The organism is Microbacterium sp. CFBP 13617, assembly GCF_014839445.1.
In the GTDB taxonomy this organism is placed as follows: Bacteria; Actinomycetota; Actinomycetes; order Actinomycetales; family Microbacteriaceae; genus Microbacterium.
In genome coordinates this window covers 651,146-677,363 of sequence record NZ_JACYNW010000004.1, presented here as the reverse complement: position 1 = coordinate 677,363, position 26,218 = coordinate 651,146, and the positions used below count along the sequence as shown (strand labels likewise).

Genomic DNA, 26,218 nt, shown 5'->3' with positions numbered 1-26,218 from the left:
CGACGGGCTAAGACCAGAGGTCGCTCACCGGGATGTCGTGACCGAGCACGTTCTGCGCGGCGCGATGGCCCGACAGCATCGCGCCGGGGACGGTGGCCGGATCGTCGCCCCAGGTCGCCTCCCCCGCGAGGTGCAGCACCCCGCCGACGGGCTCGGCGAGATCGTCGTGGTCGGCACCGACCGATCCCGGCAGCATGTACGCGTAGGAACCGCGCGAGAACGGGTCGTCCTGCCAGCGCGTCACGATGGCGCTGGTCGGTTCCGCGACGACATCGCCGTACAGGCGCCGCAGCTGCGCCACGGTCGAGGCGACGATCTCGGCATCGGTCCACTCCCGCGTCGCGACGGCGGCCGGGCCCGCCGCGAAGGTGAGCAGCGCGTGCTCGTCGTGGAGTCGCCCGATGTCGTACCAGGAGTGCCACCACTCCCCCTCGTCGCCGAGCTGACGGATGCCGTAGACCCCGGCATCCCAGAATCTTTCGTCGAAACGCAGCACGACCTTCTCGAAGGCGTTCATGCGCACGAGGTCCAGGGCGCGGCGATGACGAGCGGGAAGCTCGGGCTCGAACACGACGTCGCCGGCGTGCAGGACTCCGACCGGAACCGTGACGACGGCCCGGGCGGCGGTGAAGGTGCCGTGGTCGGTGTCGACCCGCACGCCGTCGGGCGACCAGTGCACCCGCGAGACGAGGTGTCCGAGGCGCACGTCGAGGCCGTCGGCGAAGTTCCGGGCGAGTTCGTCGTACCCGTGCGGGAACACGACCTCGTCACCGTTGACGGTGTCGTCGTCGAGGCCGTGGGCGCCGAGGGCATCCATGCCGATGCCGTACTGCTCCTGGGCGCGGCGGTCGTTGTACTCGCGTACGCGTTCCGTCCGTTCTGCATCCCAATCCTGTGCGGCGAGCGCCTTCTCGACGACGTCGGCATAGCTGGCATCCGGATCGGCGTCGGCGATGATCTCGACGAGGGCGGCGTTCAGCGCGCGGATGTCGTCGGCGTACCGCCGCACCGCGTCGTCGTCGAGTCGCTCGCCGTCGGCGTCGAAGTAAGCCAGCGGGCGACTGTCGGGCTGGTATCCCCCGACGGTGAACTCCATCATCGGCATGCCGAACGCGCGGGCGGCCTCGGCGACCGGGCTGTCGTCGATGCCGTGGATCCACGAGGCCCCGCGGTCGGTGACGTGCCCGTGAGAGCGGTCCGAGAAGACGCGCCCACCGATCCGATCGCGTGCCTCGAGCACGACGACCCGGCGGCCGGCGCGGGCCAGCAGACGCGCCGCGGCGAGGCCCGAGATCCCCGCGCCGACGACGATGGTGTCGACAGTGTCCATGCGTCCTCCCCCGTTCCAGGCCGATCACTCGACCCGACTTCCCGCGACCGTACTGCGGGCGGAGAGCCGGTGGCATCCGCCTCGACGGAGCGTCCATGGCGTCGGAGTGGACACCGCGTACAGCGGGAACGCGCGCACGCGGAGCACGACGACCCTCGGCCGATCCCGCGAGTGAAACGGAGTGCCACATCGCGCACGCCGCTACGGGCCCGGCGTCGCCGAGCCCGGGGGTCAGGGGGCGGGCGCCTCTTCGTCGAGCGCCGCGGGTCTGACGCCGCGACGACCGTAACGCCACCAGAAGAACAGGTAGCAGAGGCCCACGAACGGGATGCCGAAGTACAGCGCCGCGACCTGCTGCGGGTCGAAGGCGATCGCCACGATCGACGCGGTGAGCAGCACGAAGGCGAGGATCGGCACCAGCGGATACAGCGGTGTGCGGTAGGCGAGGCTCGACAGGTCTCCGCCCGCGCGCAGGAACGCCCGGCGGTGGAAGAACTGCGCGGCCACGATCGACATCCACACCGCGAGCGCCGCGAAACCGGCGATCGACACGAGCACGAGGTACACCGTCTCGGCGGCGATCACGCTGGAGATCAACGAGACCAGGCCGATGGCCAAGCTCACGATCAGCGCGACCAACGGGATGCCGCGGCGGGTGAGGCGCGTGAACGAGCGGGGCGCGTAGCCTTCTTCGGCGAGCGAGAACAGCATGCGCGCACACGAATACAGACCGCTGTTACCCACCGAGAGCAGCGCGGTGATGACGACGAAGTTCATGATGTCGGCCGCGTAGGGCACACCGACGTACTCGAAGACGTCGACGAACGGGCTCGAACTGAGCCCGGCCTTCTCGTAGGGCAGCAGGGCCGCGATGACGGTGATCGAGCAGACGAACAGCACGAGCAGACGCAGCACGGTCGAGCGGAGTGCCCGGGGGATGTTGCGACCCGGGTCCTTGGTCTCGCCCGCGGCGACGCCGACGAGCTCGGCACCGCTGAAGGCGTAGAACACCGCGAGCGAGGTGACGAGCACGCCGCCGAGACCCGCGGGGAGCAGCCCCTCGGGGGTCACGAAGTTGCTGAACAACACGGCCTCGTGAGGGGTGGTCGACAGGGGCGTGAAGCCGAAGATCGCCATCGTGCCGAGCACGATCAGCGCCAGGATCGCGACCACCTTGATGAGTGCGAACCAGAACTCGGTCTCACCGAACACGCGCGCCGAGATCGCGTTGAGCGTGAACAGGATGCCGGCGAACACCAGGCACCACACCCACACGTCGACCGTCGGGAACCAACGCTGCATGAGGATTCCGGACGCCGTGAACTCCGACCCGAGGGCGACCACCCAGCACAGCCAGTACAGCCACGCCGTCACGAAGCCCGTCGCCGGCCCCATGGTGCGTGCCGCGTAGATGTGGATGGACCCCGAGACGGGATAGACGACGGCGAGCTCGCCCAGGCACACCATGACCAGCCAGACGACGAAGGCGCCCAGCAGGTACGCGAGCACGGCTCCCAGCGGACCGGCCTGGTGGATCGTGTAGCCCGAGCTGAGGAAGAGTCCCGACCCGATCACGCCGCCGAGGGCGATCATCACGAGGTGGCGCGCATCCATCGCCCGCCGCAAGTGGCGTTCGGGCGTGCCCGCACCGGAGCGCTCGAGGGGCTGACCCGTGGGTCGGTTCATGGGTGTTCTCGCATTCGTGCTCGAGCCGGTGGCAGACGGGACTCGCGGGCGCCGCAGGTCAGAGTAATGGATGCCGCCGACACGACCGCGCTCACTACGCTGAGGCGGTGCCGCTCCCTCGTCGGCGCGGACGGGAAGGACACCGAGATGACCACGCGCCCCGATCGCACCGACGCCCACTCACTAGGAGAGGCGAGCCTGGCCGTCCACGGCGGGAAGACGCTCGACAGCACTCGGGCGCTGAGGACGCCGCTGGTCATGTCGAACTCGTTCGCCCTGCCCGACGATCCGAGCGAGATCAGCTGGTCGGCGTACGAGCCGGGCCTGTACACCCGCAACACCGGGGTGAACCAGGCCGCGCTCGAGGCGAAGCTCGCCGCTCTCGACGGGGGCGAGACGGCGGTGGTCCTCGCCTCGGGCGTCGCCGCTCTGCACGCCGTGTTCTTCACCCACGTGAAAGTGGGCGATCACGTCGTCGTCAGCGACGTCGTCTACGAGGCGACGTGGCGACTGTGGACCGAACTGCTCCCCGAGCGGTACGGCATCCACGCGACTTTCGTCGATGTGACGGATCCGGATGCCGTCCGCGCCGCCCTGCGCCCTGAGACGCGTCTCGTGTGCGTCGAGGCCGTCGCCAACCCGACCACGAAGGTCGCCGACATCGCGATGCTCGCCGAGATCACGCACGCGGCCGGGGCGATCCTGATGGTCGATTCGACCTTCACGCCGCCGCCGTTCTACCGCCCGCTGACCGACGGCGCCGATCTGGTCGTGCACTCGTTGACGAAGTACATCAACGGACACGGCGATGCCATGGGCGGGGCCGTGATCGGACGTGCCGATCTCATCGACCCGATCAAGGGCGACGCGATGGTCGACGTGGGCGGCGTCATCTCACCCTTCAACGCCTGGATGATCCAGCGCGGATCGGTGACGCTTCCGCTTCGACTGCGTCAGCATTTCGCGTCGGCGCAACGGGTGGCCGAGATGCTCGAGGCCGATCCGCGGGTGGCGTTCGTCGCGTACCCCGGGTTGGCGTCGCATCCGCAGCACGAGGTGGCCGCGCGGCAGTTCGGCGGCCGCGAGTTCGGCGGCATGATGGCGTTCGCCGTCGAGGGCGACCCCGACGCGCAGAACCGCTTCGTGTCGCACCTGCGCCTGATCACGTCGGGATTCTCGCTCGGACACGAGGACAGCCTGATCGTGCACACCGCGGCCGAGGGACCGCGGACCGCGACCTATCCCGAGGAATTCCGACGTTACGGTCACCTGCGCCTATCGGTCGGCCTGGAAGACGCCGACGACCTGATGGCGGATCTCTCCGCCGCGTTGGACGCGACCGCGCTCTGAGTCCGTGGCGCCGGCGGAGGTCCGCCGGCGCCAGGGGGGGGTCACTCGCAGCCGACGCCGTCTCCGTCGCGGTCGAGGTGCGAGCCGTAACCGGGGTCTCCTCGGCGCACGGGGGCCGCACCCGCGTCACGGGCGGCGCTGCAGTTCTTGTAGTAGGTCGCCGACGGTGCCGCCGGCTGGGCGGGAGCGGGGGCGGGAGCCGCCTGGGCCGAGACCTGTCCCTGCAGATCAGCGATCTGGGTGGCGCGGGCGTCGAGCTCGGTTTGGGCGACGGTCGCGGCATCCTTCATCTTGTTCACTTCTGCGGTCGAGGCGGCCAGATCGCTCTCGGCCTTCGCCACCTCGGACTTCGCTTCGGCCAACTCGGCCGTGGCCTGCTTCACGTCGGCGGTTGCGTCGGTCACAGATTCGGCGGCGTCGATGATCTCGACCTCGAGGGAGGCGACCTGGGCGGTCAGAGCGGCGGTCTGCGACTGCGCCGTCGTGCCTCCGATGGCGGACCCGAGGACCAGCCCGAGGACGAGCGTGGCACCGGCGACGATCGCACCCGTGCGGCGCTTCACCGGCCGGGCGAAAAATGTCGGTGCGACGGCGGCCTCGGGAGTCGAGGCGGGCACGCCCGTCCCGGCCGAGCCCGGCATGGACACGGCGGGTGCGGATGCGTCGCGTGCGGCGAAGAGTCGGCGTCGCGCGGGAGTGGGTGGGACCGTGGTGACGATCGGGGTGGTCGGCTCAATCCAGGCGGCACCGTCCCAGTACCTCTGTTCACCGTTCGCGTGCGCAGCCGGGTACCACCCGGCAACGGGCAGGCCAGAGTCACTCATGTCATCCCCCTTGTCGACGGCGTCATCGCCGTCGGTCTTGCGTGCGCCGAGCGGCGCACCCCCGTGGTCATCATGGAGGAGGCCGGCGGAGGATTTCGAATGCGACTGCGCTTCGGGGCTCACGCTCATCGCATTGGTGTGTAAATGCCGCCCTCACGGCGCGTCGGGGTCGCCCGCGGCGTGCGATCTTCGCGGCCTCTCAGCCGGCGAGCAGATCCTCGATCGTCGTGATCACGCCGTGGTCGACGTTCGACGGAGCCCGGTGGCGCGCGCGGGCGACGACATCGGGGTGGGCGTTGTGCATGGCGAACGACCAGTCGGCGGCATCCAGCATCTCGAGGTCGTTGAGGTAGTCGCCGAATGCGACGGTCTGCGCGGGGGTGACGTCGAGGGCCGCCTGCAAACGGCGCAGGGCGACGCCCTTGTCGACGCCGGCATTCATGATGTCGACCCAGTGCTGTCCCGAGACGACGACGCGATGGGTCTCGGCGATCTCGTCGAGCGCTCGTCCGACGCTGTCCTCGGCGAGCGCGAAGTCGTACACGGCGATCTTCAGGACGTCGTCGTCGATCGCGAGCACGTCGTCGACGATCTCGAGGGCGGCGTAGTAGATCGCGGCCTGGGAGCGGAACGCCTCGTCGGTGCGCTCGATGTAGGCGGAGCGCTTGCCGCACACCACGACGCCGAGATCGTATCCCTCGGCGGAGAGGCGGCGCAGGCGCTGGACGACTCGTGCCACGACGGCGGGTTCCAGTGCGTCGGATGCCACTTCCACCCCCGCTCGTACGACGTAGGCGCCGTTCTCGGCGATGAAGGTCATGGCATCCGCCGCTTCGCCGAAGGTGGCGCGCAGGGTGGCGAGTTGGCGTCCCGACGCGGGCACGAACGTCACGTCACGTTCTTCGAGCCTGGGGAGCAGACCCCAGAGGGTCTCGGGCACGTTCCCGGACGCGTCGAGAAGGGTGCCGTCCATGTCGACGGCGATGAGGCGGATGTCGTGGGGCACGCGGCCATCCTCGCAGGCTCCGGAGCGGGGCACGCGGCGGCCGACCCGGCATCCCGAACCTGGGAAAACTATGAATAACAGAATCATCACGGCCGACTCTTCCGCTCCGTTACCCCACCGTTATAGAGTGCTCGCACGGTAGTTGTTTTGCTGTGGCAGCTACCGACATGTGATTGCAGGACACTCTGGTGCAGGAAAGGGCCGGTCGGGTTTTCTCGACCGGCCCTTCGTCCTTTCCCGGGTCGTGGCGTTCCCCCGACGGCTCTCGACGCGCGAGGATGGTTCCGTGAAGGACGACGACCTGACCGAACCCGACGGACGCCTCGTTCTGGTGCGCCACGGCGAGACCGAGTGGAGCCGCACCGGTCGCCACACCGGGCTCACCGACATCCCACTCACCGAGACCGGCGCATACAAGGCCGAGCTCGCGGGCACCCTGCTGGCGACCCGCCGGTACGACCTCGTGCTCACGAGCCCCCTCGAGCGCGCCGTCGAAACCGCGCGGCGGGCGGGCTTTCCGCGGGCGCAGCACGAGCCCCGCCTGGTCGAGTGGGATTACGGCGCTTACGAAGGCCTCACCACTCCCGAGATCATCGAGCAGCTCGGCCGCCCCTGGACCATTTGGCAGTCGGGGGCGCCGGCCGGCGCGACCCCCGGCGAGAGCATCGAGCAGGTGACCGCACGCGCGGCGTCGCTTCTCGACGAGCTCCGCCCCCGCGTGCGCGCCGGCGAACAGGTTCTGCTCTTCTCGCACTCGCACTTCCTGCGTGCGCTGGCCGGCGTCTGGCTCGGGCTCACCGCCGCCGGCGGTCGCTACTTCGTGCTCGGCACCTCCGCGGTCAGCGAACTCGGCTTCGAGCACGGCTCCGAGGTCATCACGCAGTGGAACCACGTGCGCGGACGCTGACCCCGGCCTCCCGGCATCCGGTCTCGACGATGCCGTGCGCACCTCAGCGATCCGCCGAGCGCAAACGAGTCCTTGGTCCGGCGTGGTTCCGGATGCCGAAGCCTCGGCGTCGCGCGACCGCGCACCCCGGACGGAGTGACCGCGGACGCGTGAGCAGTCGCCCGCCCGTTCGCTAGTCGCGGGCCGGTCCGGCGCGCAGGACGACGCCGGGTGCGCGCGAGCCCGCCCACGCAAGGGCGCCCGCCGCGACGAGCGCGAGAAGAATCCCGATCGAATGCCCGACGAGAGACACGGCGCCCCGCTCCGGCAGCAGGAACCCATACGGCACCCAGCCGTCCGTGGCTCCGCGGATGAGGACGACAGTCAGCCAGGCAAGCGGGTAGGGGAGGACGATCCACAACCTGCCCCACGACAGAGGGCGACGGTCTCCGACGATCAGCCAGTCGACCAGGACGAAGAGAGGGAAGAACACGTGCAGGATCGCGCTCACCCAGGCGGGCGCCGATCCCGTCCCCGGCACGAGCACGTTGTACACCGCGGCGACCACGATGAGGCACGCCACGGCGACGGCTCGTGCGCTCGTCAGCCAGCGCGGCACGGGACGCCCGGAAACCGTGAGAGCCCCCGTCGCGATGAGCACGCCGCTCGTGAGCAGGCTGGTCTGGTTCGTGAAGTAGCCGAAGTAGTCGAAGGGATTGTCGTCTCCGACGGCGACGCGTCCCGCGAAGGTGAGGAGGAGGACTCCCACGACGGCGACGGCAACCAGGATGCGCGTCCACCCGATGACGAGCATCACGCGACGATCGGCAACGGACGAGGGCACGTCGACCAGCCTAGGGAGGCTCCGGTCGAACGACGAAAGCAGCCGATGCGGATCCGGCTGCGACCCGGAGTCCCCCGGCGAACGCGATCACGAAAAGATAACGGCGAACTCTTCCCTTCCGTTATCTCGTCGTTATAGAGTGCTCGCACGGTAGTTGTTTTGCTGTGGCAGCTACCGACATGTGATTGCAGGACACTCTTGGTGCAGGGACAAGGGCCGGTCGGAAGCCTCTCCGACCGGCCCTTACTCTTTGTCCACAGGAGGGACCCGAGAGCGCGTCCTCCCGAGGCGTCCTCCCTCTACGCTGAATGCATGACCGATCGACGTCTCGCCGTGCAGGCGTGGGAGAGCCTCTTCCGCGCACAGCACGAGGTGTTCGAAGACATCCGGTCCGACTTCGACAGCACCGAGCTGACGCAGGCCGAGTACGACGTGCTCCTCACCGTCACACGGTCACCGCGCATGACGGCACGCCTGCGCGACGTCACGGGCAACATGCTCATCAGCCAGCCGAGCGTGTCACGCCTGGTCGAGCGCATGGTCACGCGAGGTCTGCTCACCAAGTGCGCCGACCCCGAAGACGGTCGAGGCTCGCTCGTGACCGCCACCGAAGCCGGCGCCGTCACGTTCCGGGGCATCGCCGCCGCACACGGCCGCTCGATCGCCGCGCGCATGGCGCGCCTCGACAACGACGAGCTCGCCCAGCTGCAGGCGCTCACCGCGAAACTGCGCGCCCCCGCCTGACGGCGGCCTCCTGGCCGGTCCGCGGGCGCGCCGCGACCAGCCGAGCCACGGGCGTCAGCACTCGATGACGTTGACCGCCAGGCCGCCCTCGCTGGTCTCTTTGTACTTCGTCGACATGTCGATGCCGGTCTGGCGCATGGTCTCGACCACGGCGTCGAGCGAGACGTAGTGCGAGCCGTCGCCGCGCAGGGCGAGCCGCGCCGCGGTGACCGCCGTCGACGCGGCGATGGCGTTGCGCTCGATGCAGGGGATCTGCACGAGCCCACCCACCGGATCGCACGTCAGGCCCAGATGGTGCTCCATCGCGATCTCGGCCGCGTTCTCGATCTGCCGGTTCGTCCCACCCATGACGGCGGTGAGACCACCCGCAGCCATCGCGCACGCGGAGCCGACCTCGGCCTGGCATCCGCCCTCAGCGCCCGAGATCGACGCGTTGGCTTTGAAGAGCGAGCCGAGCGCCGTCGCGGTGAGCAGGAAGCGCCGAATTCCACGGCGACGGTTCGCCTCGGCCACGTCACCGTCGTCCCACGCGGCGACCTCGCCGCGGGTGACGGCGTGGCCGTCGTACCCGAGAAGAGCGCTGCCCACCAGCTCGCCGTAGGGGGTCACGGCGTTGCCCGCCCCCAGTCCCGAGTCGGCGAGGAAACGCCACCAGTACATCGCCACCGCCGGAAGGATTCCAGCCGCGCCGTTCGTGGGCGCCGTCACGACTCGACCACCGGCCGCGTTCTCTTCGTTCACGGCGAGCGCGAACGCCCCGAGCCACTCCCCCGGCAACTCTCGATGCCCCTCGGCCTCGATGGCATCCAACTGTCCTCGGATGACGGCGGCTCGGCGCTTGACCTTCAGGATGCCAGGGAGCACCCCGTCGTTGCGCAGGCCGGCGTCGACGCAGGTGGCCATGGCGTCCCAGATGCGGTCGAGGCCCGCGGCGATCTCGTCGTCGGAGCGCAGGGCCGCTTCGTTGAGGCGCGCGGCTTCGGCGATGGTGATGCCGCGCTCGTCGCACAGCTCGATCAGGGTGGCCGCGTCGTCGAAGGCGAGCGGCATGGGCGCGGCCGCGACAGCCGACGGTTCGCCCTCGCGGCGGATGAAGCCCCCGCCGATCGAGTAGAACGTCTCCTCGACGAGGACGACCCCGTCGGCGTCGCGCGCGACGAGGGTGAGGGCGTTGGGATGCCCGGGAAGGCGCGTCCGGGGCACCAGGGCGACATCGCTCTTCGCGAACGGGATCTCGTGCTCGCCGGCGAGGCGGAGGGAACGCCCGTCGGGCCAGTCCGACCACGCGCGGCGGACGGCATCCGGATCCACGGTCTCGGGCTCGAGGCCCTGCAGGCCCGCCACGACGGCGTCGGGGGTGCCATGGCCGATGCCGGTCGCACCGAGCGATCCGTAGAGCGCGCACGAGACAGATGCCACCCGCTCGAGGATGCCGTGAGCGCGCAGCCGGGCGGCGAAATCGACGGCCGCGCGCATGGGGCCGACGGTGTGGGAGCTCGAGGGTCCGATCCCGATGGAGAACAGCTCGAACGCGGAGACGTAGGCGCTCATGTCGCCAGCGTACGTGTCCCGTCCGACACCGTGTGGTCACCTGTGCGCCACGCCCGGGATGCACGCCGTTCGGGGCCGATTAGACGTGCCCCGGGGTCGCGGCTATGCTTGACCACGGCCTGCGCGCCGTTTCGCGCGGAGGCCCTGCGCCCGTAGCTCAATGGATAGAGCATCTGACTACGGATCAGAAGGTTAGGGGTTCGAGTCCCTTCGGGCGCACACTGTGTTGAGACAGTAGAGGTCCGGTCCGGAAGAAATTCCGACCGGGCCTTGTCTCGTTTTCGGGCGGAGACGATCCGCCGCCGCGATTCGGTGCTGCTCTCCCTGCCTCGTGAAGAGAGCAGCACCGGATCTCAGCTCGTCGTCCGACGCCTCCGCGCGGACAGCAGAACGCCGGCGGCGATGATCGCTCCCGCGACGGGAAGAAGCCCGAGCCACACCACGGTGCCACTCTGGGCGAGCGCGCTCGGACGGCCGGGTGCGGCCGACGCGGTCGGGCCCGCGGAGGCCGTCGGCTCCGGCGAGACGCTCGGCTCCGGCGACGCCGTCGGATCCGGCGAAGCCGTCGGCTGCGGAGACACCGTCGGCTGCGGCGCGGGGTCGTTCATCGCGGCGGTCATCGTCGCGAACCACTGCCACGGTGCCGACGCACCGCCCGGAAGGGCCCCCGCGTACTCGTCCCCCCGGACTCCGCCGAACCGCGGCTCGGCAGCGACGATGTCCTGGAGCGATCGAGCGAGCTCGTCGGGTGAGGTGAACGCGCTTCCCGCGGGGCAGAGAGCGGGCGAGGTGCTGGCCGACAGGACGACCTTCTCGGGCGGCATCCCCAGTTGGTCGACCAACCGGCGGTAGTCGTCGCCGGTCACCACGGCGTCGCAGGCGAGGCGAAGAGCGAACCACGCCACGTCGTCGCCGCGCGCCGCCGCGACGGCGGGATAGTCGGGAGCCGAGTCGCTTGCTCCCGCGAACGCCGCCTCGTCACCGACGAGCGACACGGTGGACAGCGGGCCGAGATCACGGCGCAGAGCGTCGACCAGTCGCACGATCATGCCCGTGTCGAGGTCCGTGCGGATGTCGAGCTCGACGGCGTCGAACGAGTTCATCTGCAGATACCCGCGGAGGTTTCCGTAGTAGCGGTCGAAGTCCTGGCTCAGCACCGACCAGATCGACGCGGACTCGCCGCCGAGGGTCACGACGACGGGGATCCCGGCAGCACGGACCTCGGCGAGCTCGGCCCGTGCGTCCGGGTCGGTGTCGGCGAAGAAGGGCTCTCCATTCCTGAGGAACGCGCCGTCGTCTCTCAGATCGAACGTGCCGAAGGCGACGGCATCCACTCCCGTGTCGCGGGTGACGAGGTCATCGAGCGGGATGATCTTTGCGCCGTCGTTCGTGGTCCGGTACGTGGCGATCGTCTTCGTGGCGGTCACGGGCCGCGGGGTGATCGACGACGCGTCCACCCGCACGACATCGACGTCTGCGCCCATGCTGTCCACGTGGATGGAGACGCCCGTCGCGGCATCCGTGTACGTCTCGCCGACGCGCAGCGGGGCGTTCAGCAGCGTCGTCTCATTCCGGACGTCGGGATGCCGGCCATCGGCGAACTCGACCTGGATCGGGCCGTCGCCCGTCGTGCGAGACACGTCGACGGTGGACACGAGGACGCCCTCGTGGGGAATGCCGACGTCCCACTTCTCGGCGCGCCGGGACTCGACGGTCAGCACGCGCGAGGCGTCGAGACGCACCGCGGCGAGCAGGGTCGGGCCGTCGGACTGCACCGGCGAGAGAGACACGGCGCGCGTCTCACCGGGCAGCACGCAGGCAACCTGTGCGTCGCTCGCCCAGCCGAGCATCCATCGGTGCCAGGCGAAGTACGCATGCCCCGGACCGATCGTCGAGCCCATCAGGTCCCACGGTCCGGTCCATCGCGTGGACGGTGCCCCGTCATTCGAGGTGTCGTACAGGTCGGGCAGACCGAGGACGTGACCCATCTCGTGCGTGGGCACCCAATGGCCGCCCCCGTTGAGATCGACCTGCCGCAGCAGCGCCCCGTGCGTCAGAGTGCGTCCGTCGGCCACGACCTGGTAGTCGTTGCCCGCGTGCGAGCGGAAGGCGTCACGCGGGGTCTTCGTCGTCCAGACCACCCAGACCACGTCGACGTTCGAGAAGTCGACGACGTCGTCGGTGGCGGCGACGGCACTCGCGAGATCCTGCTGACCCTCCTCCCACTCAGCAGAGGATCCGGCCAGGCGCGTCCACTCGGGATGCGACCGTCGCTGAAGGGTCAATGCGCCGCGCGAAGCGTCGTCGAGCGCCTTCACCGAGACGTCGAGGGTCTCCTCGATCCCGGGGATCTCCCGAGGGTCTCCGGGCGCATCGTCGAAGTCGACGTACAGCGTCGCGACCACCGGGGAACCCGAGGGGGGAAGCGCGTTCGCCGGCAGGGGGAATCCCTCCCGAAGCGGACTCTCCCCCGCCGGCGCACGGCACGCGGCGACCTCGGCTGCCGGCGGCGTATCGACCGCCGACGCGGCCGTGGCCACGCCGCTGGGCACGAGGGCGCTCGCCGTGAACGCGAGCGTCGCGAGAATGGTCAGGAATCGAGAGGGGCGACGCGGCTGTCCCAGCGGTTTCACGGGCGAAGCTTATCGACTCGAGAAAGCGCGTTCTTCGAGCGAGATCGCGTCTCAGGAGAGTGGGTCGGCCTCGTCGCCGGACGCGGCATCGTCCCGCGCTGATGTGCGCTGCAGGATCGCGATGGCCTCGCGCAGGGAATCGAGCGATGCCTCGATGTCGTCGTAGTGGTGCACGAACCCGTTCGCGTCGCGCGCGCTCACCGACACCATCGCGTACCCCGGCCGGGCGACCCGAGCCGTGCGTCCGAACCGTCGCTTCGCCATGGCATCCGCCTTCCGTGTAGCCGTCGACCGCGGCTGCGCACGGCGTCGGCATCCGGACGCCGCCCTCGCCGCGCTCCGGAGTCGCGTCAGAGCGCGGCCGACTTCTTCTTCTTGCCGCTCTTGCCGCCGCCGGTCGTCGGCGCGGCCTCGGAGGCCGCCTCGGCCGCCTCGGCCTTGTCTTTCGCCCGGCGCTTCGCCTGCGACGCGAGGCGGGCGAGGTCGACCATGCGCAGGGCATCCATGCGGGCACGCCGCATCGTCGCGTATTCGGGGTCGGCGTCGGCCGTCATCCCCTCGACGTCGAGACGCTGACTGAGATTGGCCTCGACGTCACCCCAGGCCGCGATGCGCGCCGCGGCGACGAGCTGGCGCACGCGCTCGGGATCGTCGGCGAGGGCACGCAGCTCTTTGGCGACGCCGTGCGACTGCTTGGCGCGACGCCGCAGGTTGCGGGTGTCACGGTCGCGGTAGTCGTGGGTTCCCGAGGAGTCGGAGAATCGGCCCCACGCACGCTTTCGCTGATGCGTCACGCGCTCGGCGGCCTGGTCCTGCTCGTCGGCGAGAGAGCTCAGCGTCTTACGGGCGAACTCCGCGAAGACGTCACCGTCGAAGTGACCGCCTCGGGCGATCGTCTCGACCAGGATGCGATTGCGCAGCGAAAGCCGGGCCGCGGCCGTCGCGATCGACAGCCCTTCGGCGATGGCTTCCTTCGTGCGCCCCACGTGACCTCCCGCTCCAGGCTATCGGTCGCGCGTCCCCCACGCGGTCCGTCGAGGTCAACCGAGCTTCGTCGCGAGGGAGGTGATGCGCCGCGCGCGGGTGTCGGCCGTTTTGGCTCCCTCGACGTTCGCGACGTGGGCCTTTCGCGCGCTGGGAGCGAGAGCGTCGAACGCGGCGCGCGCGCCCGCCGCGTCGAGAGCCGCGGCGAGATCATCGGGTACCTCGACGGTGCGCGGAGCGGTGTCGAGTCGCAGCTCGACGACGATCGGATCGCCGCCCGACAACCCCGTCGCCGCGCGTTTGTCGGCCGAGAACGGGATGAGCTGCAGCCCGCCCATGACGGCGAGCGTACTGGGATAGACGTACCCGTTCACATCGACGACGACGGCGGCGCGTCTGCCGCCGCCGAGGGCCTCGACCACCTCGGCGGGCACCGCGATACCGGTGTTGTTGCCGATCTGCGACAGGGTCGTCTCGAAACGCATGACCGCAGTGTGGCAGAACCGCGGGTTACGTGAACACCGGGTGAAACGCAATGCCCCGAGTCGGCGTTCGCCTCTCACCTATGGTCGGCTATATAACGGAGGGCCTCGGAGAGTACTCGGGGGCCTTCTGTCGTTTTCGGGAGTCGCCCCACACCCCCGGGTTCTACCGGATCGCCTGCCACTGACGCAAAGGCCAATCCGAACCATGGATTGTCTCCGAAGATGAGATGACGCGGCCGGACGGTCGCTGCCAACTCTCTGGGAGGTTCATCATGAGCTCATCACCCAACCGTCTCGTGGCCACCGTCTTCGGCGCTGTCTACCTGCTCGTCGGTCTGCTCGGCTTCGCCGTCACCGGCGGTGTCGGATTCATCGCCACGCAGGGTGGCCTGCTGCTGGGCATCTTCGAGGTCAATCCGCTGCACAACATCGCCCACCTTCTGATCGGTGGCGCGCTGCTCGTCGCGGGTCTGGCCAACGCACGCGCCGCCAAGGGCGTCAACACGACCGTCGGCGCCGTCTACCTGCTGCTCGGCATCGTCGGCTTCTTCCTGGTCGGCACCTCGGCGAACATCCTCGCCCTGAACGTGCCCGACCACTTCCTGCACCTCGGCAGCGCCGTCGTGCTGCTGGGTGTCGGCCTGGGCACCGAGCGCAACGTCCCCCGCACCGCAGCGGTCTGACGATGACCGCCGCGACGTTCGTACGGTCGTGGCCCTCCGTGTCCGCATGGGGGGCCGGGCTCATCACCGCCGCCCTCGGTGCGGGCGCCATCATCACCACCGGCTCCGGGGTCGCCGCGCGCGGCCTCGGAGTCGGGGCGGTGGTCCTCGGACTCGCCGCCCTCGTCTGGGGCGCCGCGGTTCTCTCCGCCGGGCGCCTCGTCACCCCCCGGGCCGCCCTCGCGGGCAGCCTGGTCTCTCTGTTCACCGTCTTCGCCCTGATGTTCGCCGCTCCCGCGCGCACCAGCATCGTGGCCGTCGCCGCGGCATCCCTTCTGCTGGTGGTCGTCGGCGCGACCACGGCCGTGCACCTACGCCGGCAACGCCGGGCCGCCGCACCCGAGCGCACCGCCAAACCCATGAGCGTGATCGGCCTGCTGGTCGCCGCCGCCGTCATCGCCGTCGTCGTCACCCCCGCCCTCGGCGCTACGCAGAACGCCGTGCTGCTACGCGACGACGGCACCGTGCCCGTCATCACCCACGAAGGTCACTGACCCTCTCTCCACGGAGCCCACCCGCTCAGACGGTGGCACGCTGGAAGGGTGACCGACGCTCCCCACTCCCCCGCTCCCGACTGGATCCAGTCGCTGCGCGGGAAGATCCTCGTCGCCCTCGCGGGCGACCCGACCGGCATGGCCCCCTACGTGCGCGCGATCGCCGAGGGCGACGACGCCGGCTACTTCGTCGAGAACGGTCCCGCGTGGACCGTGCACGCCGGAATGGGCACTCTGGTCGCCGGCATCCGTGCCCTGCTGCTGCAGGCGCTGCACCCGGGGGCTCTGGCGGGCGTGCACGACTGGTCGCGCTACCGCGAGGATCCGATCGGACGCCTCACCGGCACGGTGCGCTGGGTCATCACGCTGACCTACGGCTCGCGCACGCAGGCGGATGCCGAGACCGCCCGCGTCGGGCGCTTCCACCAACGGGTGAAGGGCGAGTACCAGGCGGGCGACGGGAAGGAACGCCGGTACACGGCCGAGGCGCAGGACCTCGTGCGGTGGGTGCACCTGGCCTTCACCGATGCGTTCCTCGCCGGGCACGAGGCCTCGAAGAAACCCATCCCCGGCGGACCCGATGCCTACGTCGCCGACTGGGCGACCGCGGGGCGGCTCATGCGGGTCGTCGACCCGCCCCTCACGCGCGCGGCCCTGCGCGCCGAGATCGACGGGTTCTGGGAGCGTGGCGAGCTGCGCGGAGACGAACGGGTCGCGGACGTGGTCTCGTTCCTGCGCCGACCGCCGTTCCCCGGCGTCATGGGGTTGTCGTACCGCGTGCTGTTCGCGGCGGCGGTGGCGACGATCCCCCGCCGCTACCGGAAGATGCTCGGCGTGCGGCGCTGGCCTCTTCCCGTCCTGACGCTCACGCGCGTGATCCTGCGCGTCACCGAGCGGGCCCTGGGCTCCGGCCCGCGGGCCCAGGACATGGCGCGCGAGCGGCTGCGGCGCCTGGAGCGTGAGGGGCGGGAGGCCGCGTGAGCGACGACCCCCGCCAGGCAGCCGAACGGTATCGCCTCGATCGCGCGCTCCACGACGACGGCCTTCTCGAGCCCGCGTCGGACGAGCGCCCCGCGCGGGGGTCGACGGCAGCAGAACGCGCCGCCTTCGTCGAGACGGCGCTGCAGCAGGCGATCCGACGCGGCGAGTTCGACGACCTCCCCGGCGCGGGCAAGCCCCTCCCCGACCTCGGCGGCGCTCACGACCCCGACTGGTGGATCCGCCGCAAGATCGAGACCGAGCAGCTCACCGGGCTCGGACCGCCCGCGCTGACCCTGCGCGTCGAGCACGCCGAGATGGCGCAAAGGCTGGACGCCCTCACGCGCGAGCCCGAGGTGCGGGAAGCCGTGGAGGACTTCAACCGCCGGGTCATCGAAGCCCGCCGTCAGCTGCAGGGCGGGCCGCCGGTGGTGACGCCGACCGTCGACGTCGAGGCCGAGGTGCGGGCATGGGGCGAGCGGCGGCGTGCACGCGAGGCGGCGGTCGCTGTGGCACCGGCTCGGCGTCGGCGTTGGTTCGGGCGGGGCCGCTGAGGCGCCGACCGGCTGGGGGCCCGGGGCGCTGAGACGGAGACCCGGCGACAGACGGATCCCGACCTCGTCGACATCACCGGGACCGGAACGCGGGCCGGCCCCGCGACAGGCTCAGGGCTGCGGTCAGAGCGAGGCCAACGCCTCGGCGCGCTCCACCAGGGCGCGGGCACGCGCGAGGGTCGGGGCGTAGGATCCGTCGACCGGACCGTCGGGCGTCACCGACAGCAGCGCGAGAGCGGCGTCGACCTCGGCCGGCGACGGCGTGAACGCGGCATGTGCGCCGGCGACGGCGGCATCGTGGAGCGCGAGAGTGCCGGTGAATCCCATCGCGACGGCGTGCGCGGCGGCATCCTGAGCCTGATCCACCGGGCCGCACGGGCCGTCGATCGGTCCGGCGATACCGGCCGCGGCGGAGGCGACAACCAGCTGCGCCCGCGGCCACGACAGGGCGATGCGGTCGACCCCCATGCCGGTGTCGCGGCGGAAGTCCCCGGTGCCGAACGCGAGACGGCGGGTGGCCGGGTGCGCGGCGATCGCGGGGGCGGCCAACAGGGCCGCAGCCGATTCGACCATGGCGACGATGGGGACACCGGCGGGGAGGGATGCCGCCACATGGGCGACGTCGGCGGGCCCGGCGCACATCGCCAGCACGACGCCGGCAAGGCGGTCATCGAGCTCGCGACCGAGAGCGAGGTCGGCCTGGCCGTCGCGGGTTCCGGCGGCGCTGATGCGCAACCACACCGGGGCGTCGGAGGCCGCGGCGCGGGCGCGGTCCCGACCCTCGGCCTTGCGCCCGGCCGGGAGGCCGTCTTCGAGGTCGAGCACCAGCACATCGGCCGACGTCTCGAGGCCGCCGACGAGCGGCGAGCGCAGCATCCACGTGCGCGCGAGGTCGACACGCGCCGGGGCGGGGGCGACCGAAGCCGCCCCCGCCGAGGTGTCGTGCGTCAGGCTCACGAACGACCCCGCGCCGCCGCCTCCGCCGCCGCCTGTGCGCGGAACGCGTCGAGCGACTGCGTGTCGACCTTGACGGCGGGGCCGGCGCCGACCTCTGCCGAAGCGAGCTCCTTGGCATCCGCCGCCGGGGTGGCCGAGTGGTCGTGACCGGTGAGCAGGGTCTCATCGAACGGGATGTTGCCGGAGAGGACCTCGCGCACACGCTGACCGTCGTACTGCTTGGTCCAGACGCCGATCAGCATCGTGGCCACGGCGTTGCCGGTGAAGTTGGTGACCGCACGGGCCTCCGACATGAACCGGTCGATGCCGACGATCACGCCGACGCCGTCGACCAGGTCGGGGCGGTAGGCCGAGAGGCCGCCGGCGAGGGTGGCGAGGCCGGCACCGGTGACACCGGCCGCCCCCTTCGACGCGATGATCATGAAGATCATGAGGCCGATCTGCTCGCCGATCGACATGGGCGAGCCCATGGCCGAGGCGATGAACAGCGACGCCATCGTGAGGTAGATCGCGGTGCCGTCGAGGTTGAACGAGTAGCCGGTCGGGACGGTGATGCCGACGACGGGCTTCGAGACACCGAGGTGCTCCATCTTGGCGATGAGGCGGGGAAGAGCCGCCTCGGACGAGGAGGTGCCGACGATGAGCAGGTACTCGCGACCGAGGTACTTCATCAGCGTGAAGATGTTGGTGCGAGTCACGACGTAGAGCAGCGTTCCGAGCACGAGGGTGATGAAGAGGAAGCACGTGAGGTAGAACGCGCCCATCAGGACACCGAGGCTGATCACGGCCTGGAAGCCGGTCTTGCCGACGACCGCGGCGATCGCGCCGAAGGCACCGATCGGGGCGAGCCAGAGGATCATGCCGAGGATGCGGAAGACGAGCACCTGGAAGTTGCGGATGCCCTCGACCATGCGCGCGCCGCGCTCGCCCATGCCCTGCAGGGCGAAGCCGACGAGAAGGGCGATGAACAGCACCTGCAGGATGCTGCCGCCGGTGAACGCCGAGAAGAACGTGGTCGGAATGATCCCGAGGATGAAGTCCTGGGTCGTGGTCGCTTCGGCGGCCGCCTCGTACGTCGAGCCCGAGATGTTGAGGCCCTCGCCGGGGTGGATGATGTTGCCGACGACGAGGCCGATGATGAGCGCGAACGACGACATCACGAGGAAGTAGACCATCGCCAGGCCGCCGATCTTGCCGACCGTGGAGGCCTTGGCGATCGAGCCGATGCCCACGACGATCGTGCAGAAGATGACCGGGGCGATCATCATCTTGATGAGGCTGACGAAGCCCTTGCCGACCGGCTCGAGCGTGGTGGCGAACGCCGGAGCGACGAGACCGACGACGACACCGGCGACGACGGCGATGATGACCGAGATGTAGAGCCAGTGGTTGCGGTCGATCTTCTTCCGAGGCCGACCGTCTCGGGTGGTGCGGAGTGAGAGTGCCATGGGCGACTTCCCCTTTTCTGAACGCCTTCGTTGAGTCCGGCGGGGGTGCCGGTCGATGTCATGACTTTGATCGACGCGGGACGCGGGAGCGATTTGTGGTCGTATTGTTCACGGCAAGCGCGACGAAAGGTGCGGTGATGCGACTGAGCGTGGGTGGACGCCTGGCGCTCGTGGCGCTCGGCGTCGTCGTGCTCGTCGCGGGAGTCCTCGCCGCCCTGCTCTCGATGCAGCTGAGCGACTCCGGCCAGCGCGAGGCCGAGCAGGTCACGCGCTCGGTCGCCGAGACGTTCGCGCACGAACCCGACGTCGCCGACCTCGTCGAACGCGGCGACTCCGACGCGCTGCAGCCCATGGTCGAGTACATCCTCGACGACGCCTCACTGTCGTTCGTGACGATCATGACCCCCGACGGCATCCGGCTCACCCACCGCAACCGCTCCGAGATCGGGCAGCAGTACCAGGGCTCGCGGGCCGAGGCACTCGCGGGCGAGTCGTTCACCGAGGTGTACGAGGGGACGCTCGGCCCCTCGGTGCGCACGATCGTCCCGATCCGCGACGGCGGCGACGAGAACGGCACCATCGTCGGACTCGTGGCCGTGGGCGTGACGCTCGGCGCCGTGCAGCAGGACCTCGCCGCCCGCGTGCCGGTGATCGCCGCCGCCGCCGCCGCCATCGTCGGCTTCGGCGTGCTGGGCGCCCTCTACATCCGCCGCAGTGCGCGCCGCGTGACGGGGTCGTACACCCCGGGCGAGCTGTCGCGCCTCGTCGAGAGCTACGAGACCGTGCTGCACTCGCTGCGCGAGGGGCTCGTGGTCACCGATCGCGACGGACGCATCGTGCTGTACAACGACGAAGCCGCCGACCTGCTCGCCCTGCCACCGGCGACGAGCGGGCAGGTCTCGCTCGACCCCCGCGACGTCGAGATGGACGCCGCCCTGGCCGACGCCATCGTCACCGGGCGGCGCATGGTCGAGGAGACCATCGTCAACGGGGACCGCGTGCTCCTGGTCAACCAGGAGGAGGCCCGCGACCTCGCCGGCCGCCGCGCCCCCGAACGCGGACACGTCATGACCCTGCGCGATCGCTCGGAGCTGCAGGCGCTGCTCGGCGAACTCGAGGGCGTGCGCACCCTCAGCGACACCCTGCGCTCGCAGACGCACGAGCACGGCAACCGGCTGCACGCGCTGCTGGCGCTTCTCGAACTCGGGCGGATCGACGACGCGCGGCGGTTGATCGTGGCATCCACGGGGGAACGGCAAGAACTCGCCGACCGCCTGGTGTCCGACGACGAGGGCGCCGTGGTCGTCGCGTTGCTGCTCGGCAAGCTCGACGAGGCCGCCGAGCGGGACGTGCGCCTCGACCTCGACGTCGCCGAACCGACGCCCGCACTGCCCCTGGCCCCGGCCGAGGCGGTCACGATCGTGGGGAACCTCGTCGACAACGCCCTGGATGCCGCGAGCTCGGGCGCCGAGCCGCGGTGGGTGCGCGTGGTGGTGCGCGAGGGCGGCGGCGACGTCGTGCTCGAGGTGAGCGACAGCGGAGCCGGGTTCGACCCCGCACTCGACGACCCCTTCGCCTTCGGGGCTTCGACCAAACCCGCCCATGCCGTCGGCGGGCGCGGCGTGGGCCTGGCCCTCGTGCGCGACATCGTCGCAGCGCACGGAGGCACCCTGCAGCTGGGCACCGACCCCACGACCGTGCGCGTGTTCCTGGCGGGGGCGCCGTCATGATCCGGGTGCTGGTCGTCGACGACGACGCGCTCGCCCTCGAACTGCACACCGCCTACGTCGCGCGGGTGCCGGGCTTCGAAGTGGTCGGGCAGGCCGCCGGCGCCCGGGCCGCGCTCACCGCCCTGTCGGACGCGCAGCGCCGCATCGACCTCGTGCTGCTCGACATGACCATGCCCGACGGCTCGGGTCTCGACGTCGCCCGGCGCGTGCGTGCCGCGGGCTCGCGCGTCGACATCATCGCCGTCACGGCGGTCCGCGATGCCGCGACCGTGCGCGCCGCGGTCTCGATCGGCGTCGTGCAGTACCTGATCAAGCCGTTCGCGTTCGCCGCGTTCCGCGAGCGCCTCGAGGCGTACCGCGCGTACATCGAGGGCCTCGACCGCGCAGCCGGAGAGGCCACGCAGTCCGAGGTCGACGCGCTGCTCGGGTCACTGCGCACCGTGGCGCCGCCCCTCATGCCGAAAGGCCTGAGCGATGAGACGCTGCAGGCCGTGGCGGAACGGGTGCGCACGGCATCCGGAGCCGTGTCGTCGACCGAGCTCGGCGAGAGCGAGGGCATGTCGCGCGTCACCGCCCGGCGCTACCTCGAGCACCTCGCCGACGTCGGCCGCGTGCGCCGCGAGCCCCGCTACGGCGGACAGGGGCGCCCCGAGATCACGTACGCGTGGGTGCGGGGCTGAGTCGCTCGAGCCCCCGTCGAGTGTCCAGGACACGCCGCTCGGGCGCGCAGGCGCGCGGCGTGTCTCGGACACTCAACAGGGGGTGAAGGACGTCTGGGGAGTCAGAGCGAGAAGGCGGCGCGGACGCCCTCGTTCACCACGACGCCGGCGCGCACGTTCAGCCCCCTCGCGAGGGCGGGATCGGCGGATGCCGCGGACTCCCAGCCCGCGTCGGCGATCCGCGTGATGTAGGGGAGCGTGGCGTTCGACAGCGCCCGCGTGGAGGTGTGCGGAACGGCGCCGGGCATGTTGGCGACGCAGTAGTACAGCGCCTCGTGCACGCGGAACGTGGGCGCGTCGTGCGTGGTCGGGCGAGAGCCCTCGAAGCAGCCGCCCTGGTCGATCGCGATGTCGACGAGCACCGAGCCGGGCTTCATCGACGCGACCATCTCGTCGGTGACCAGCTTCGGGGCGGCGGCGCCCGGGATGAGCACCGAACCGATCACGAGGTCGGCGTCGGCGAGCTGCTCCGCGATCTCGAGGCGCGTCGAGACGCGGGTCTCGATGGCGCCGCCGAAGCGCTCCTCGAGCTGGCGCAGCTTGGGCAGCGAGATGTCGACGACCGTCACCCGGGCGCCGAGGCCCAGCGCGTTGGCCGCGGCGTGCTCGCCCGCGACGCCGCCGCCGATCACGACGACCTTGGCCCGCGGGGTGCCGGGAACGCCACCGGGAAGCAGGCCGCGCCCGCCCGACGCGCGCAGCAGGTGATGCGCGCCCTCGATGATCGACAGGCGTCCCGCGACCTCGCTCATGGGCGCCAACAGCGGGAGCGCACGGTCGGCGGTCTGCACGGTCTCGTAGGCCACGGCCGTGGTGCCCGCGGCCATGAGCGCGTCGGTGAGAGGGCGGTCGGCGGCGAGGTGCAGGTAGGTGAAGAGGGTGAGGTCGCGGCGGAGAAAGCCGTACTCGGGCGCGATGGGCTCCTTCACCTTGACCAGCAGCTCGGCCCGCGCCCACGTCTCGTCGGCGGTCGGAACGATCTCGGCCCCCGCTGCGCGGTACTGCTCGTCGGCGAAGCCGCTCCCGACCCCGGCACCGGCCTGCACGAGGACCTCGTGGCCGCGGTGCACGAGCGCGTCGACCCCGGCGGGGGTCATGGCGACGCGGTTCTCGTTGTTCTTGATCTCGGTCGGCACAGAGACGCGCATGGGTTCCTCCTCGAGCGGATGGGCGTGCCGGAAGAATCGCAGAACAGGGTGTTTCGGTGGTGTAAACCCGCAGATTCTTCGCGCAGCGGTCGAGGAGCACGCGTATCGTCGGATCCTGACGCTCCGAGCGCGACCGACGGCCGAAGGATCTGCGATGCCCGACGACGAACTGCACCCGCACGACGCCCGCATCATCGAGCTGCTCTCGGTCGACGCGCGCATGACCAACGCGGCACTGGCCGAGGCGCTGGGGGTCGCCCCCTCGACCGCGCACTCGCGCCTGCGCTCGCTCGTCGACCGCGGCCTCGTCACCGGGTTCCACGCCGCCGTCGATCAGCGTCGCCTCGGCCGCGGGCTGCAGGCGATCGTCGGTGTGACATTGCGCCCCGGGCAGCGGCAGGAGAGCATCCACGCCTTCGCGCAGGAAGTGCGCCGGCATCCCGACGTCATCCAGCTGTTCTTCCTGGGCGGCGCCGACGACTTCCTCGTGCACATCGCCGTCGATGACTCCTCGGCCGTGCGACGCTTCGTCGTCGATCACCTCTCGGCGCGGCACAGCGTGGCATCCACGCGCACGAGCATCATCTTCGAGTACCACCGCAACGCCGTGGCGGCCGATTTCGACTGATCCCGCGTACGGCGACGTCGACTCCCTGTCACGTTCCACGCCCGGCGTCAACACCCGCCCCCACTCCACGGCGCGTGCGGCGCGGCGGCATGATGGGGCGCGGGGGTGCCATGCTGCTGTCGATCGGGGTGGTCGTGATGTGCGCCGGCCTGGCCGCCGGCATCATCGTCATCGTGCTGCCGCGCGTGGGAAGCCCCACCCCTCTCGGCGTCTTCCTGCGACTGTCATCGGTGGCGGGCGCCATGTCGGTGGGCGCGGGAACCCTGTACGTGGTGCGCTTCAACGGCGGTGGAGCAGTGTCACAGGTGATGGCCGACACCGCCATGGTGCTCGGTCCGGCGACGATGTGCCTCGCGGTGTCGGCACCCCGTGGGCGGCGCCTGCGCGCGGCCGTGGCTTTCGTGCTGGTCGTCGGGGCGGGGGTCGCGGCGAGCTCCGCGCTGCTTCCGCACGGCGGCGCGCTCGTGGTCAAGGCGGCCGCTCTCGCCCTCAGCTGCACGGTCTGCGCGCTGCTCACCGTGCGCAACCGCGCGCTCCCCCGAAGCTCTCGACGAGTGCTGCTCGTGACGACGGCCGCCTACGCCCTCTACTCGGCGGGTCGAGCGGTGACGGCGCTGCCCGGTCTGGGATCCCCCGCCGCCGACCTCGTCTTCTCGCCCGCGGGGATCGTCGTCGCAGCCATCACGGCGATGATGCTGACGGGACTCTCGGTCGCCCTCGTGGGGCGCCCGGCGACCGTCGGAACCTACGCCGATCGCCGGCCCCGCACCGCCGTGGTGATCGGCGACTGGAAGCTCGCGACCGCGGCGTACGGGAGAGACCGCGTGCTCGCCCTGCTGCTGGACCTGCGCTTGGCCGCCCGCGAGGTCGACCCCTCGGCCGTCGACGCGATGCACGGCGTCGAAGTCGCGCACCCCTCGGCCGTCTCGACGCTCAGCGCGCGCATGCGCGACTCCCACGGCTGGAAACCCGAAGAGGTCGCGCTGCTCACCACCGCCGCTCCGCGTTCGCTCCGCCGCAGCGATCGGGAGCTGCCGCCGTCGGTGACTCCGCTGGCCGGCGAGGAGGTCGTCGACGGGGGCGGCGCCGCGCTCCCCGGGTTCGACGCGCGGTGACCGTGCGGGGTCAGCGCACCGCCGCAGCGATCGCGGCGATGTCGGCCGGCATCGAGCGGCAGCAGCCTCCCACGATGCGCGCTCCCGCGGCGACCCACGCGGGAACGCCTTCGGCCAGCGGGGCGGTGCCGCCGTGCCAGGTGCGGGTCTCGGCATCCCACCGCTCCCCCGTGTTCGGGTAGGCGACGAGCGCGATGCCGGGCGCCTCGGCCAGCGCGGGCAGCACCGTGTCGGGCGCGCAGCAGTTCACGCCGACGGCGAGGACCCCGGGAACGGATGCCGCGAGGCGCAGCGCCGCGGCTCGAGAGCCGGAAACGGAGAAACCGGTGCTGTCGGCCGAGAGGCTCACCACCGCGGGGACTCCGAGGTCGGCGAGCTCGAGCGCCACCGCCTCGAGCTCGAGGGGAGAGGGGATCGTCTCGACCGCGAGCACGTCGGCCCCGGCGTCGGCCAGCACGTGCAGGCGCCGTCGATGCGCGCGACGCAGCTCGTCGAGCGAGAGTCCGTACTCTCCCGTGTACTCGCTGCCGTCGGCGCGCAGCGCTCCGACCGGACCCACGGATGCCGCGACCACGACGTCGGCGGCTTCTCGCGCGAGCGACACCGAACGTCGCAGGAGCGTCTCGACCTCGGCATCGGGGATCTCGCCGCCGAACCCCACCTGATACGACGCCGTGATCACGATCTCGGCGCCCGCGGTGGCGAACTGCGCGTGCGCCGCGCGGATCTCGTCGGGGGCGTCACGCAGCACCTGCGCCGACCAGAGGGCCGACGACACGTCGTTGCCGCGGGCCTCGAGCAGGGTGCCGAGGCCGCCGTCGAGCACGACGGGACGCTGCCGCAGGGTCGCGGCGAGGTCGATCACGCCTCGTGCGTCTCGCCCGCAGCGAGCACGCGCAGGGCGCTGGCGAGCAGGGCCTGGTCGCCGCGGCTGACATCGCGCAGGGCCTCGCCCTCGAGGCGGACGAGCTCGGTCATCGCGGCGTCGACGCGCTCGATGCCCTCGGGGGTGATCGCGACGAGGATCGCGCGGCCGTCGGAGGGATTGGGGCGCCGGTGGACGAGAGCGCGCTCGGCGAGCTTGTCGAGACGGTTGGTCATGGCGGCGCTGCCGATCATCGTGGCGGTGATCAGGCGCGTCGCGCTCAGCTCGGTGCCCGCGCGGCGGAGCACGGCCAGCACGTCGAACTCCCACACGGCGATGCCCGCGCTGGCGAACGCCTTCGCGCGCAGCTTCGACAGGTGGAACGCCGCACGACGCAGGCGCGACATGACGTCGAGCGGGGTGAGGTCGACCTCGGGCAGCAGCTGCGACCACGCGTCGATGAGCAGGTCGACCTCGTCGTCTTTGCTGCTGGCGGTAGTCACACCTCGACGGTACCGGAGCCGCGAGGGGATGCGG

Annotated in this window: 26 protein-coding genes and 1 tRNA gene; 12 read left to right on the top strand and 15 right to left on the bottom strand. The window is 70.9% G+C overall.

Annotation, left to right across the window (positions count from 1 at the left end):
* Positions 1 to 7 precede the first annotated feature (7 nt).
* Together IFU40_RS15055 and IFU40_RS15050 are read right to left on the bottom strand one after the other, a co-directional pair.
* Positions 8 to 1,330, bottom strand: a complete 1,323-nt coding sequence (locus tag IFU40_RS15055) for a flavin monoamine oxidase family protein (protein WP_191926833.1) — start codon at positions 1,328 to 1,330, stop codon at positions 8 to 10.
* A 231-nt stretch (positions 1,331 to 1,561) separates the two neighbouring features.
* Complete coding sequence (locus tag IFU40_RS15050) at positions 1,562 to 3,016, bottom strand: amino acid permease (RefSeq protein ID WP_191926832.1); 1,455 nt, start codon at positions 3,014 to 3,016, stop codon at positions 1,562 to 1,564.
* A gap of 147 nt (positions 3,017 to 3,163) precedes the next feature.
* Here IFU40_RS15050 and IFU40_RS15045 point away from each other — a divergent pair, with 147 nt between their 5' ends.
* Positions 3,164 to 4,366 carry a trans-sulfuration enzyme family protein gene (locus IFU40_RS15045; RefSeq protein ID WP_191926831.1) on the top strand — a complete coding sequence of 401 codons (1,203 nt, stop codon included), beginning with the start codon at positions 3,164 to 3,166 and terminating at the stop codon, positions 4,364 to 4,366.
* Positions 4,367 to 4,407: 41 nt separating this feature from the next.
* On the opposite strand, the gene IFU40_RS15040 is transcribed toward IFU40_RS15045, so the two are convergent.
* Both IFU40_RS15040 and IFU40_RS15035 read right to left on the bottom strand, forming a co-directional pair.
* Positions 4,408 to 5,190, bottom strand: coding sequence for an excalibur calcium-binding domain-containing protein (locus IFU40_RS15040; RefSeq protein ID WP_191926830.1), 783 nt, complete (start codon positions 5,188 to 5,190; stop codon positions 4,408 to 4,410).
* A gap of 199 nt (positions 5,191 to 5,389) precedes the next feature.
* Positions 5,390 to 6,196: a Cof-type HAD-IIB family hydrolase gene (locus IFU40_RS15035; protein ID WP_342343542.1), complete on the bottom strand. Its 807-nt coding sequence runs from the start codon at positions 6,194 to 6,196 to the stop codon at positions 5,390 to 5,392.
* 286 nt (positions 6,197 to 6,482) lie between these two features.
* Here IFU40_RS15035 and IFU40_RS15030 point away from each other — a divergent pair, with 286 nt between their 5' ends.
* Positions 6,483 to 7,103, top strand: a complete 621-nt coding sequence (locus IFU40_RS15030; RefSeq protein WP_055839222.1) for a histidine phosphatase family protein — start codon at positions 6,483 to 6,485, stop codon at positions 7,101 to 7,103.
* Positions 7,104 to 7,275: 172 nt separating this feature from the next.
* Here the strand turns inward: IFU40_RS15030 and IFU40_RS15025 are convergent, their stop codons facing one another.
* A complete protein-coding gene (locus IFU40_RS15025; RefSeq protein ID WP_342343541.1) occupies positions 7,276 to 7,926 on the bottom strand; it encodes a Pr6Pr family membrane protein in 651 nt (216 codons plus the stop codon).
* Between the two features lie 312 nt (positions 7,927 to 8,238).
* Here IFU40_RS15025 and IFU40_RS15020 point away from each other — a divergent pair, with 312 nt between their 5' ends.
* Positions 8,239 to 8,670: a MarR family winged helix-turn-helix transcriptional regulator gene (locus IFU40_RS15020; protein ID WP_070409307.1), complete on the top strand. Its 432-nt coding sequence runs from the start codon at positions 8,239 to 8,241 to the stop codon at positions 8,668 to 8,670.
* A gap of 54 nt (positions 8,671 to 8,724) precedes the next feature.
* Here IFU40_RS15020 and IFU40_RS15015 read toward each other — a convergent pair whose 3' ends face one another.
* A complete protein-coding gene (locus IFU40_RS15015; protein WP_070409306.1) occupies positions 8,725 to 10,221 on the bottom strand; it encodes an L-serine ammonia-lyase, iron-sulfur-dependent, subunit alpha in 1,497 nt (498 codons plus the stop codon).
* A 146-nt stretch (positions 10,222 to 10,367) separates the two neighbouring features.
* Here IFU40_RS15015 and IFU40_RS15010 point away from each other — a divergent pair.
* Positions 10,368 to 10,440 (top strand) — tRNA-Arg (locus IFU40_RS15010).
* A 134-nt stretch (positions 10,441 to 10,574) separates the two neighbouring features.
* On the opposite strand, the gene IFU40_RS15005 is transcribed toward IFU40_RS15010, so the two are convergent.
* The 4 genes from IFU40_RS15005 to IFU40_RS14990 all read right to left on the bottom strand — a co-directional run bounded on the left by IFU40_RS15005 (position 10,575) and on the right by IFU40_RS14990 (position 14,323).
* Complete coding sequence (locus IFU40_RS15005) at positions 10,575 to 12,854, bottom strand: hypothetical protein (RefSeq protein ID WP_191926829.1); 2,280 nt, start codon at positions 12,852 to 12,854, stop codon at positions 10,575 to 10,577.
* A 51-nt stretch (positions 12,855 to 12,905) separates the two neighbouring features.
* Positions 12,906 to 13,118: a hypothetical protein gene (locus IFU40_RS15000; protein WP_191926828.1), complete on the bottom strand. Its 213-nt coding sequence runs from the start codon at positions 13,116 to 13,118 to the stop codon at positions 12,906 to 12,908.
* Between the two features lie 86 nt (positions 13,119 to 13,204).
* On the bottom strand, positions 13,205 to 13,840 hold the full coding sequence (locus IFU40_RS14995; RefSeq protein WP_055839237.1) for a hypothetical protein: 636 nt from the start codon (positions 13,838 to 13,840) through the stop codon (positions 13,205 to 13,207).
* A gap of 54 nt (positions 13,841 to 13,894) precedes the next feature.
* Complete coding sequence (locus IFU40_RS14990; RefSeq protein ID WP_191926827.1) at positions 13,895 to 14,323, bottom strand: YdeI/OmpD-associated family protein; 429 nt, start codon at positions 14,321 to 14,323, stop codon at positions 13,895 to 13,897.
* A 272-nt stretch (positions 14,324 to 14,595) separates the two neighbouring features.
* Here IFU40_RS14990 and IFU40_RS14985 point away from each other — a divergent pair, with 272 nt between their 5' ends.
* The 4 genes from IFU40_RS14985 to IFU40_RS14970 are packed head-to-tail and all read left to right on the top strand — an operon-like array spanning position 14,596 to position 17,071.
* Positions 14,596 to 15,006: a DUF4383 domain-containing protein gene (locus IFU40_RS14985; RefSeq protein ID WP_055839241.1), complete on the top strand. Its 411-nt coding sequence runs from the start codon at positions 14,596 to 14,598 to the stop codon at positions 15,004 to 15,006.
* Between the two features lie 38 nt (positions 15,007 to 15,044).
* Positions 15,045 to 15,539 (top strand): hypothetical protein, encoded by a 495-nt coding sequence (locus IFU40_RS14980; RefSeq protein WP_191926826.1) that lies wholly within the window; start codon positions 15,045 to 15,047, stop codon positions 15,537 to 15,539.
* Positions 15,540 to 15,587: 48 nt separating this feature from the next.
* Positions 15,588 to 16,520 carry an oxygenase MpaB family protein gene (locus tag IFU40_RS14975; protein ID WP_191926825.1) on the top strand — a complete coding sequence of 311 codons (933 nt, stop codon included), beginning with the start codon at positions 15,588 to 15,590 and terminating at the stop codon, positions 16,518 to 16,520.
* Positions 16,517 to 17,071, top strand: coding sequence for a DnaJ family domain-containing protein (locus IFU40_RS14970; protein ID WP_191926824.1), 555 nt, complete (start codon positions 16,517 to 16,519; stop codon positions 17,069 to 17,071). The genes IFU40_RS14975 and IFU40_RS14970 overlap by 4 nt, the downstream gene beginning before the upstream one ends.
* 123 nt (positions 17,072 to 17,194) lie before the next feature.
* Here the strand turns inward: IFU40_RS14970 and IFU40_RS14965 are convergent, their stop codons facing one another.
* Positions 17,195 to 18,028 carry an aldolase/citrate lyase family protein gene (locus tag IFU40_RS14965; protein ID WP_191926823.1) on the bottom strand — a complete coding sequence of 278 codons (834 nt, stop codon included), beginning with the start codon at positions 18,026 to 18,028 and terminating at the stop codon, positions 17,195 to 17,197.
* A complete protein-coding gene (locus IFU40_RS14960) occupies positions 18,025 to 19,476 on the bottom strand; it encodes a cation:dicarboxylate symporter family transporter (RefSeq protein WP_055839253.1) in 1,452 nt (483 codons plus the stop codon). The genes IFU40_RS14965 and IFU40_RS14960 overlap by 4 nt, the downstream gene beginning before the upstream one ends.
* A 137-nt stretch (positions 19,477 to 19,613) precedes the next feature.
* On the opposite strand from IFU40_RS14960, the gene IFU40_RS14955 reads away from it, so the two are divergent.
* Positions 19,614 to 21,206, top strand: coding sequence for a sensor histidine kinase (locus IFU40_RS14955; protein ID WP_191926822.1), 1,593 nt, complete (start codon positions 19,614 to 19,616; stop codon positions 21,204 to 21,206).
* On the top strand, positions 21,203 to 21,886 hold the full coding sequence (locus IFU40_RS14950) for a response regulator (RefSeq protein WP_191926821.1): 684 nt from the start codon (positions 21,203 to 21,205) through the stop codon (positions 21,884 to 21,886). Before IFU40_RS14955 ends, IFU40_RS14950 begins: the two co-directional genes overlap by 4 nt.
* A gap of 101 nt (positions 21,887 to 21,987) precedes the next feature.
* Here IFU40_RS14950 and ald read toward each other — a convergent pair whose 3' ends face one another.
* A complete protein-coding gene (ald, locus tag IFU40_RS14945) occupies positions 21,988 to 23,073 on the bottom strand; it encodes an alanine dehydrogenase (protein WP_070409299.1) in 1,086 nt (361 codons plus the stop codon).
* Positions 23,074 to 23,227: 154 nt separating this feature from the next.
* Here ald and IFU40_RS14940 point away from each other — a divergent pair, with 154 nt between their 5' ends.
* Together IFU40_RS14940 and IFU40_RS14935 are read left to right on the top strand one after the other, a co-directional pair.
* The gene (locus IFU40_RS14940; protein WP_055939124.1) at positions 23,228 to 23,701 is read left to right on the top strand and encodes an Lrp/AsnC family transcriptional regulator; all 474 of its coding nucleotides are present in this window, start codon (positions 23,228 to 23,230) and stop codon (positions 23,699 to 23,701) included.
* A gap of 110 nt (positions 23,702 to 23,811) precedes the next feature.
* Entirely contained in the window at positions 23,812 to 24,816 is a 1,005-nt protein-coding gene (locus IFU40_RS14935) for a hypothetical protein (RefSeq protein ID WP_191926820.1), read from the top strand.
* A 10-nt stretch (positions 24,817 to 24,826) separates the two neighbouring features.
* Here IFU40_RS14935 and mmuM read toward each other — a convergent pair whose 3' ends face one another.
* Together mmuM and IFU40_RS14925 are read right to left on the bottom strand one after the other, a co-directional pair.
* Positions 24,827 to 25,681, bottom strand: coding sequence for a homocysteine S-methyltransferase (gene mmuM, locus IFU40_RS14930; protein ID WP_191926819.1), 855 nt, complete (start codon positions 25,679 to 25,681; stop codon positions 24,827 to 24,829).
* Complete coding sequence (locus tag IFU40_RS14925; RefSeq protein WP_055839275.1) at positions 25,678 to 26,184, bottom strand: MarR family winged helix-turn-helix transcriptional regulator; 507 nt, start codon at positions 26,182 to 26,184, stop codon at positions 25,678 to 25,680. Before IFU40_RS14925 ends, mmuM begins: the two co-directional genes overlap by 4 nt.
* Between the last annotated feature and the right edge of the window lie 34 nt (positions 26,185 to 26,218).

What these genes read in the sequence shown, in the direction of transcription:
- IFU40_RS15015 (WP_070409306.1), bottom strand. Translation starts at nt 10,221, where the DNA reads ATGAGCGCCTACGTCTCCGCGTTCGAGCTGTTCTCCATCGGGATCGGA.
- IFU40_RS14955 (WP_191926822.1), top strand. Translation starts at nt 19,614, where the DNA reads ATGCGACTGAGCGTGGGTGGACGCCTGGCGCTCGTGGCGCTCGGCGTC.
- IFU40_RS14950 (WP_191926821.1), top strand. Translation starts at nt 21,203, where the DNA reads ATGATCCGGGTGCTGGTCGTCGACGACGACGCGCTCGCCCTCGAACTG.
- IFU40_RS15020 (WP_070409307.1), top strand. Translation starts at nt 8,239, where the DNA reads ATGACCGATCGACGTCTCGCCGTGCAGGCGTGGGAGAGCCTCTTCCGC.
- IFU40_RS15000 (WP_191926828.1), bottom strand. Translation starts at nt 13,118, where the DNA reads ATGGCGAAGCGACGGTTCGGACGCACGGCTCGGGTCGCCCGGCCGGGG.
- IFU40_RS15045 (WP_191926831.1), top strand. Translation starts at nt 3,164, where the DNA reads ATGACCACGCGCCCCGATCGCACCGACGCCCACTCACTAGGAGAGGCG.
- IFU40_RS14940 (WP_055939124.1), top strand. Translation starts at nt 23,228, where the DNA reads ATGCCCGACGACGAACTGCACCCGCACGACGCCCGCATCATCGAGCTG.
- ald (WP_070409299.1), bottom strand. Translation starts at nt 23,073, where the DNA reads ATGCGCGTCTCTGTGCCGACCGAGATCAAGAACAACGAGAACCGCGTC.
- IFU40_RS14960 (WP_055839253.1), bottom strand. Translation starts at nt 19,476, where the DNA reads ATGGCACTCTCACTCCGCACCACCCGAGACGGTCGGCCTCGGAAGAAG.
- IFU40_RS15055 (WP_191926833.1), bottom strand. Translation starts at nt 1,330, where the DNA reads ATGGACACTGTCGACACCATCGTCGTCGGCGCGGGGATCTCGGGCCTC.
- IFU40_RS14985 (WP_055839241.1), top strand. Translation starts at nt 14,596, where the DNA reads ATGAGCTCATCACCCAACCGTCTCGTGGCCACCGTCTTCGGCGCTGTC.
- IFU40_RS14990 (WP_191926827.1), bottom strand. Translation starts at nt 14,323, where the DNA reads ATGCGTTTCGAGACGACCCTGTCGCAGATCGGCAACAACACCGGTATC.
- IFU40_RS15050 (WP_191926832.1), bottom strand. Translation starts at nt 3,016, where the DNA reads ATGAACCGACCCACGGGTCAGCCCCTCGAGCGCTCCGGTGCGGGCACG.
- IFU40_RS14935 (WP_191926820.1), top strand. Translation starts at nt 23,812, where the DNA reads ATGCTGCTGTCGATCGGGGTGGTCGTGATGTGCGCCGGCCTGGCCGCC.
- IFU40_RS15040 (WP_191926830.1), bottom strand. Translation starts at nt 5,190, where the DNA reads ATGAGTGACTCTGGCCTGCCCGTTGCCGGGTGGTACCCGGCTGCGCAC.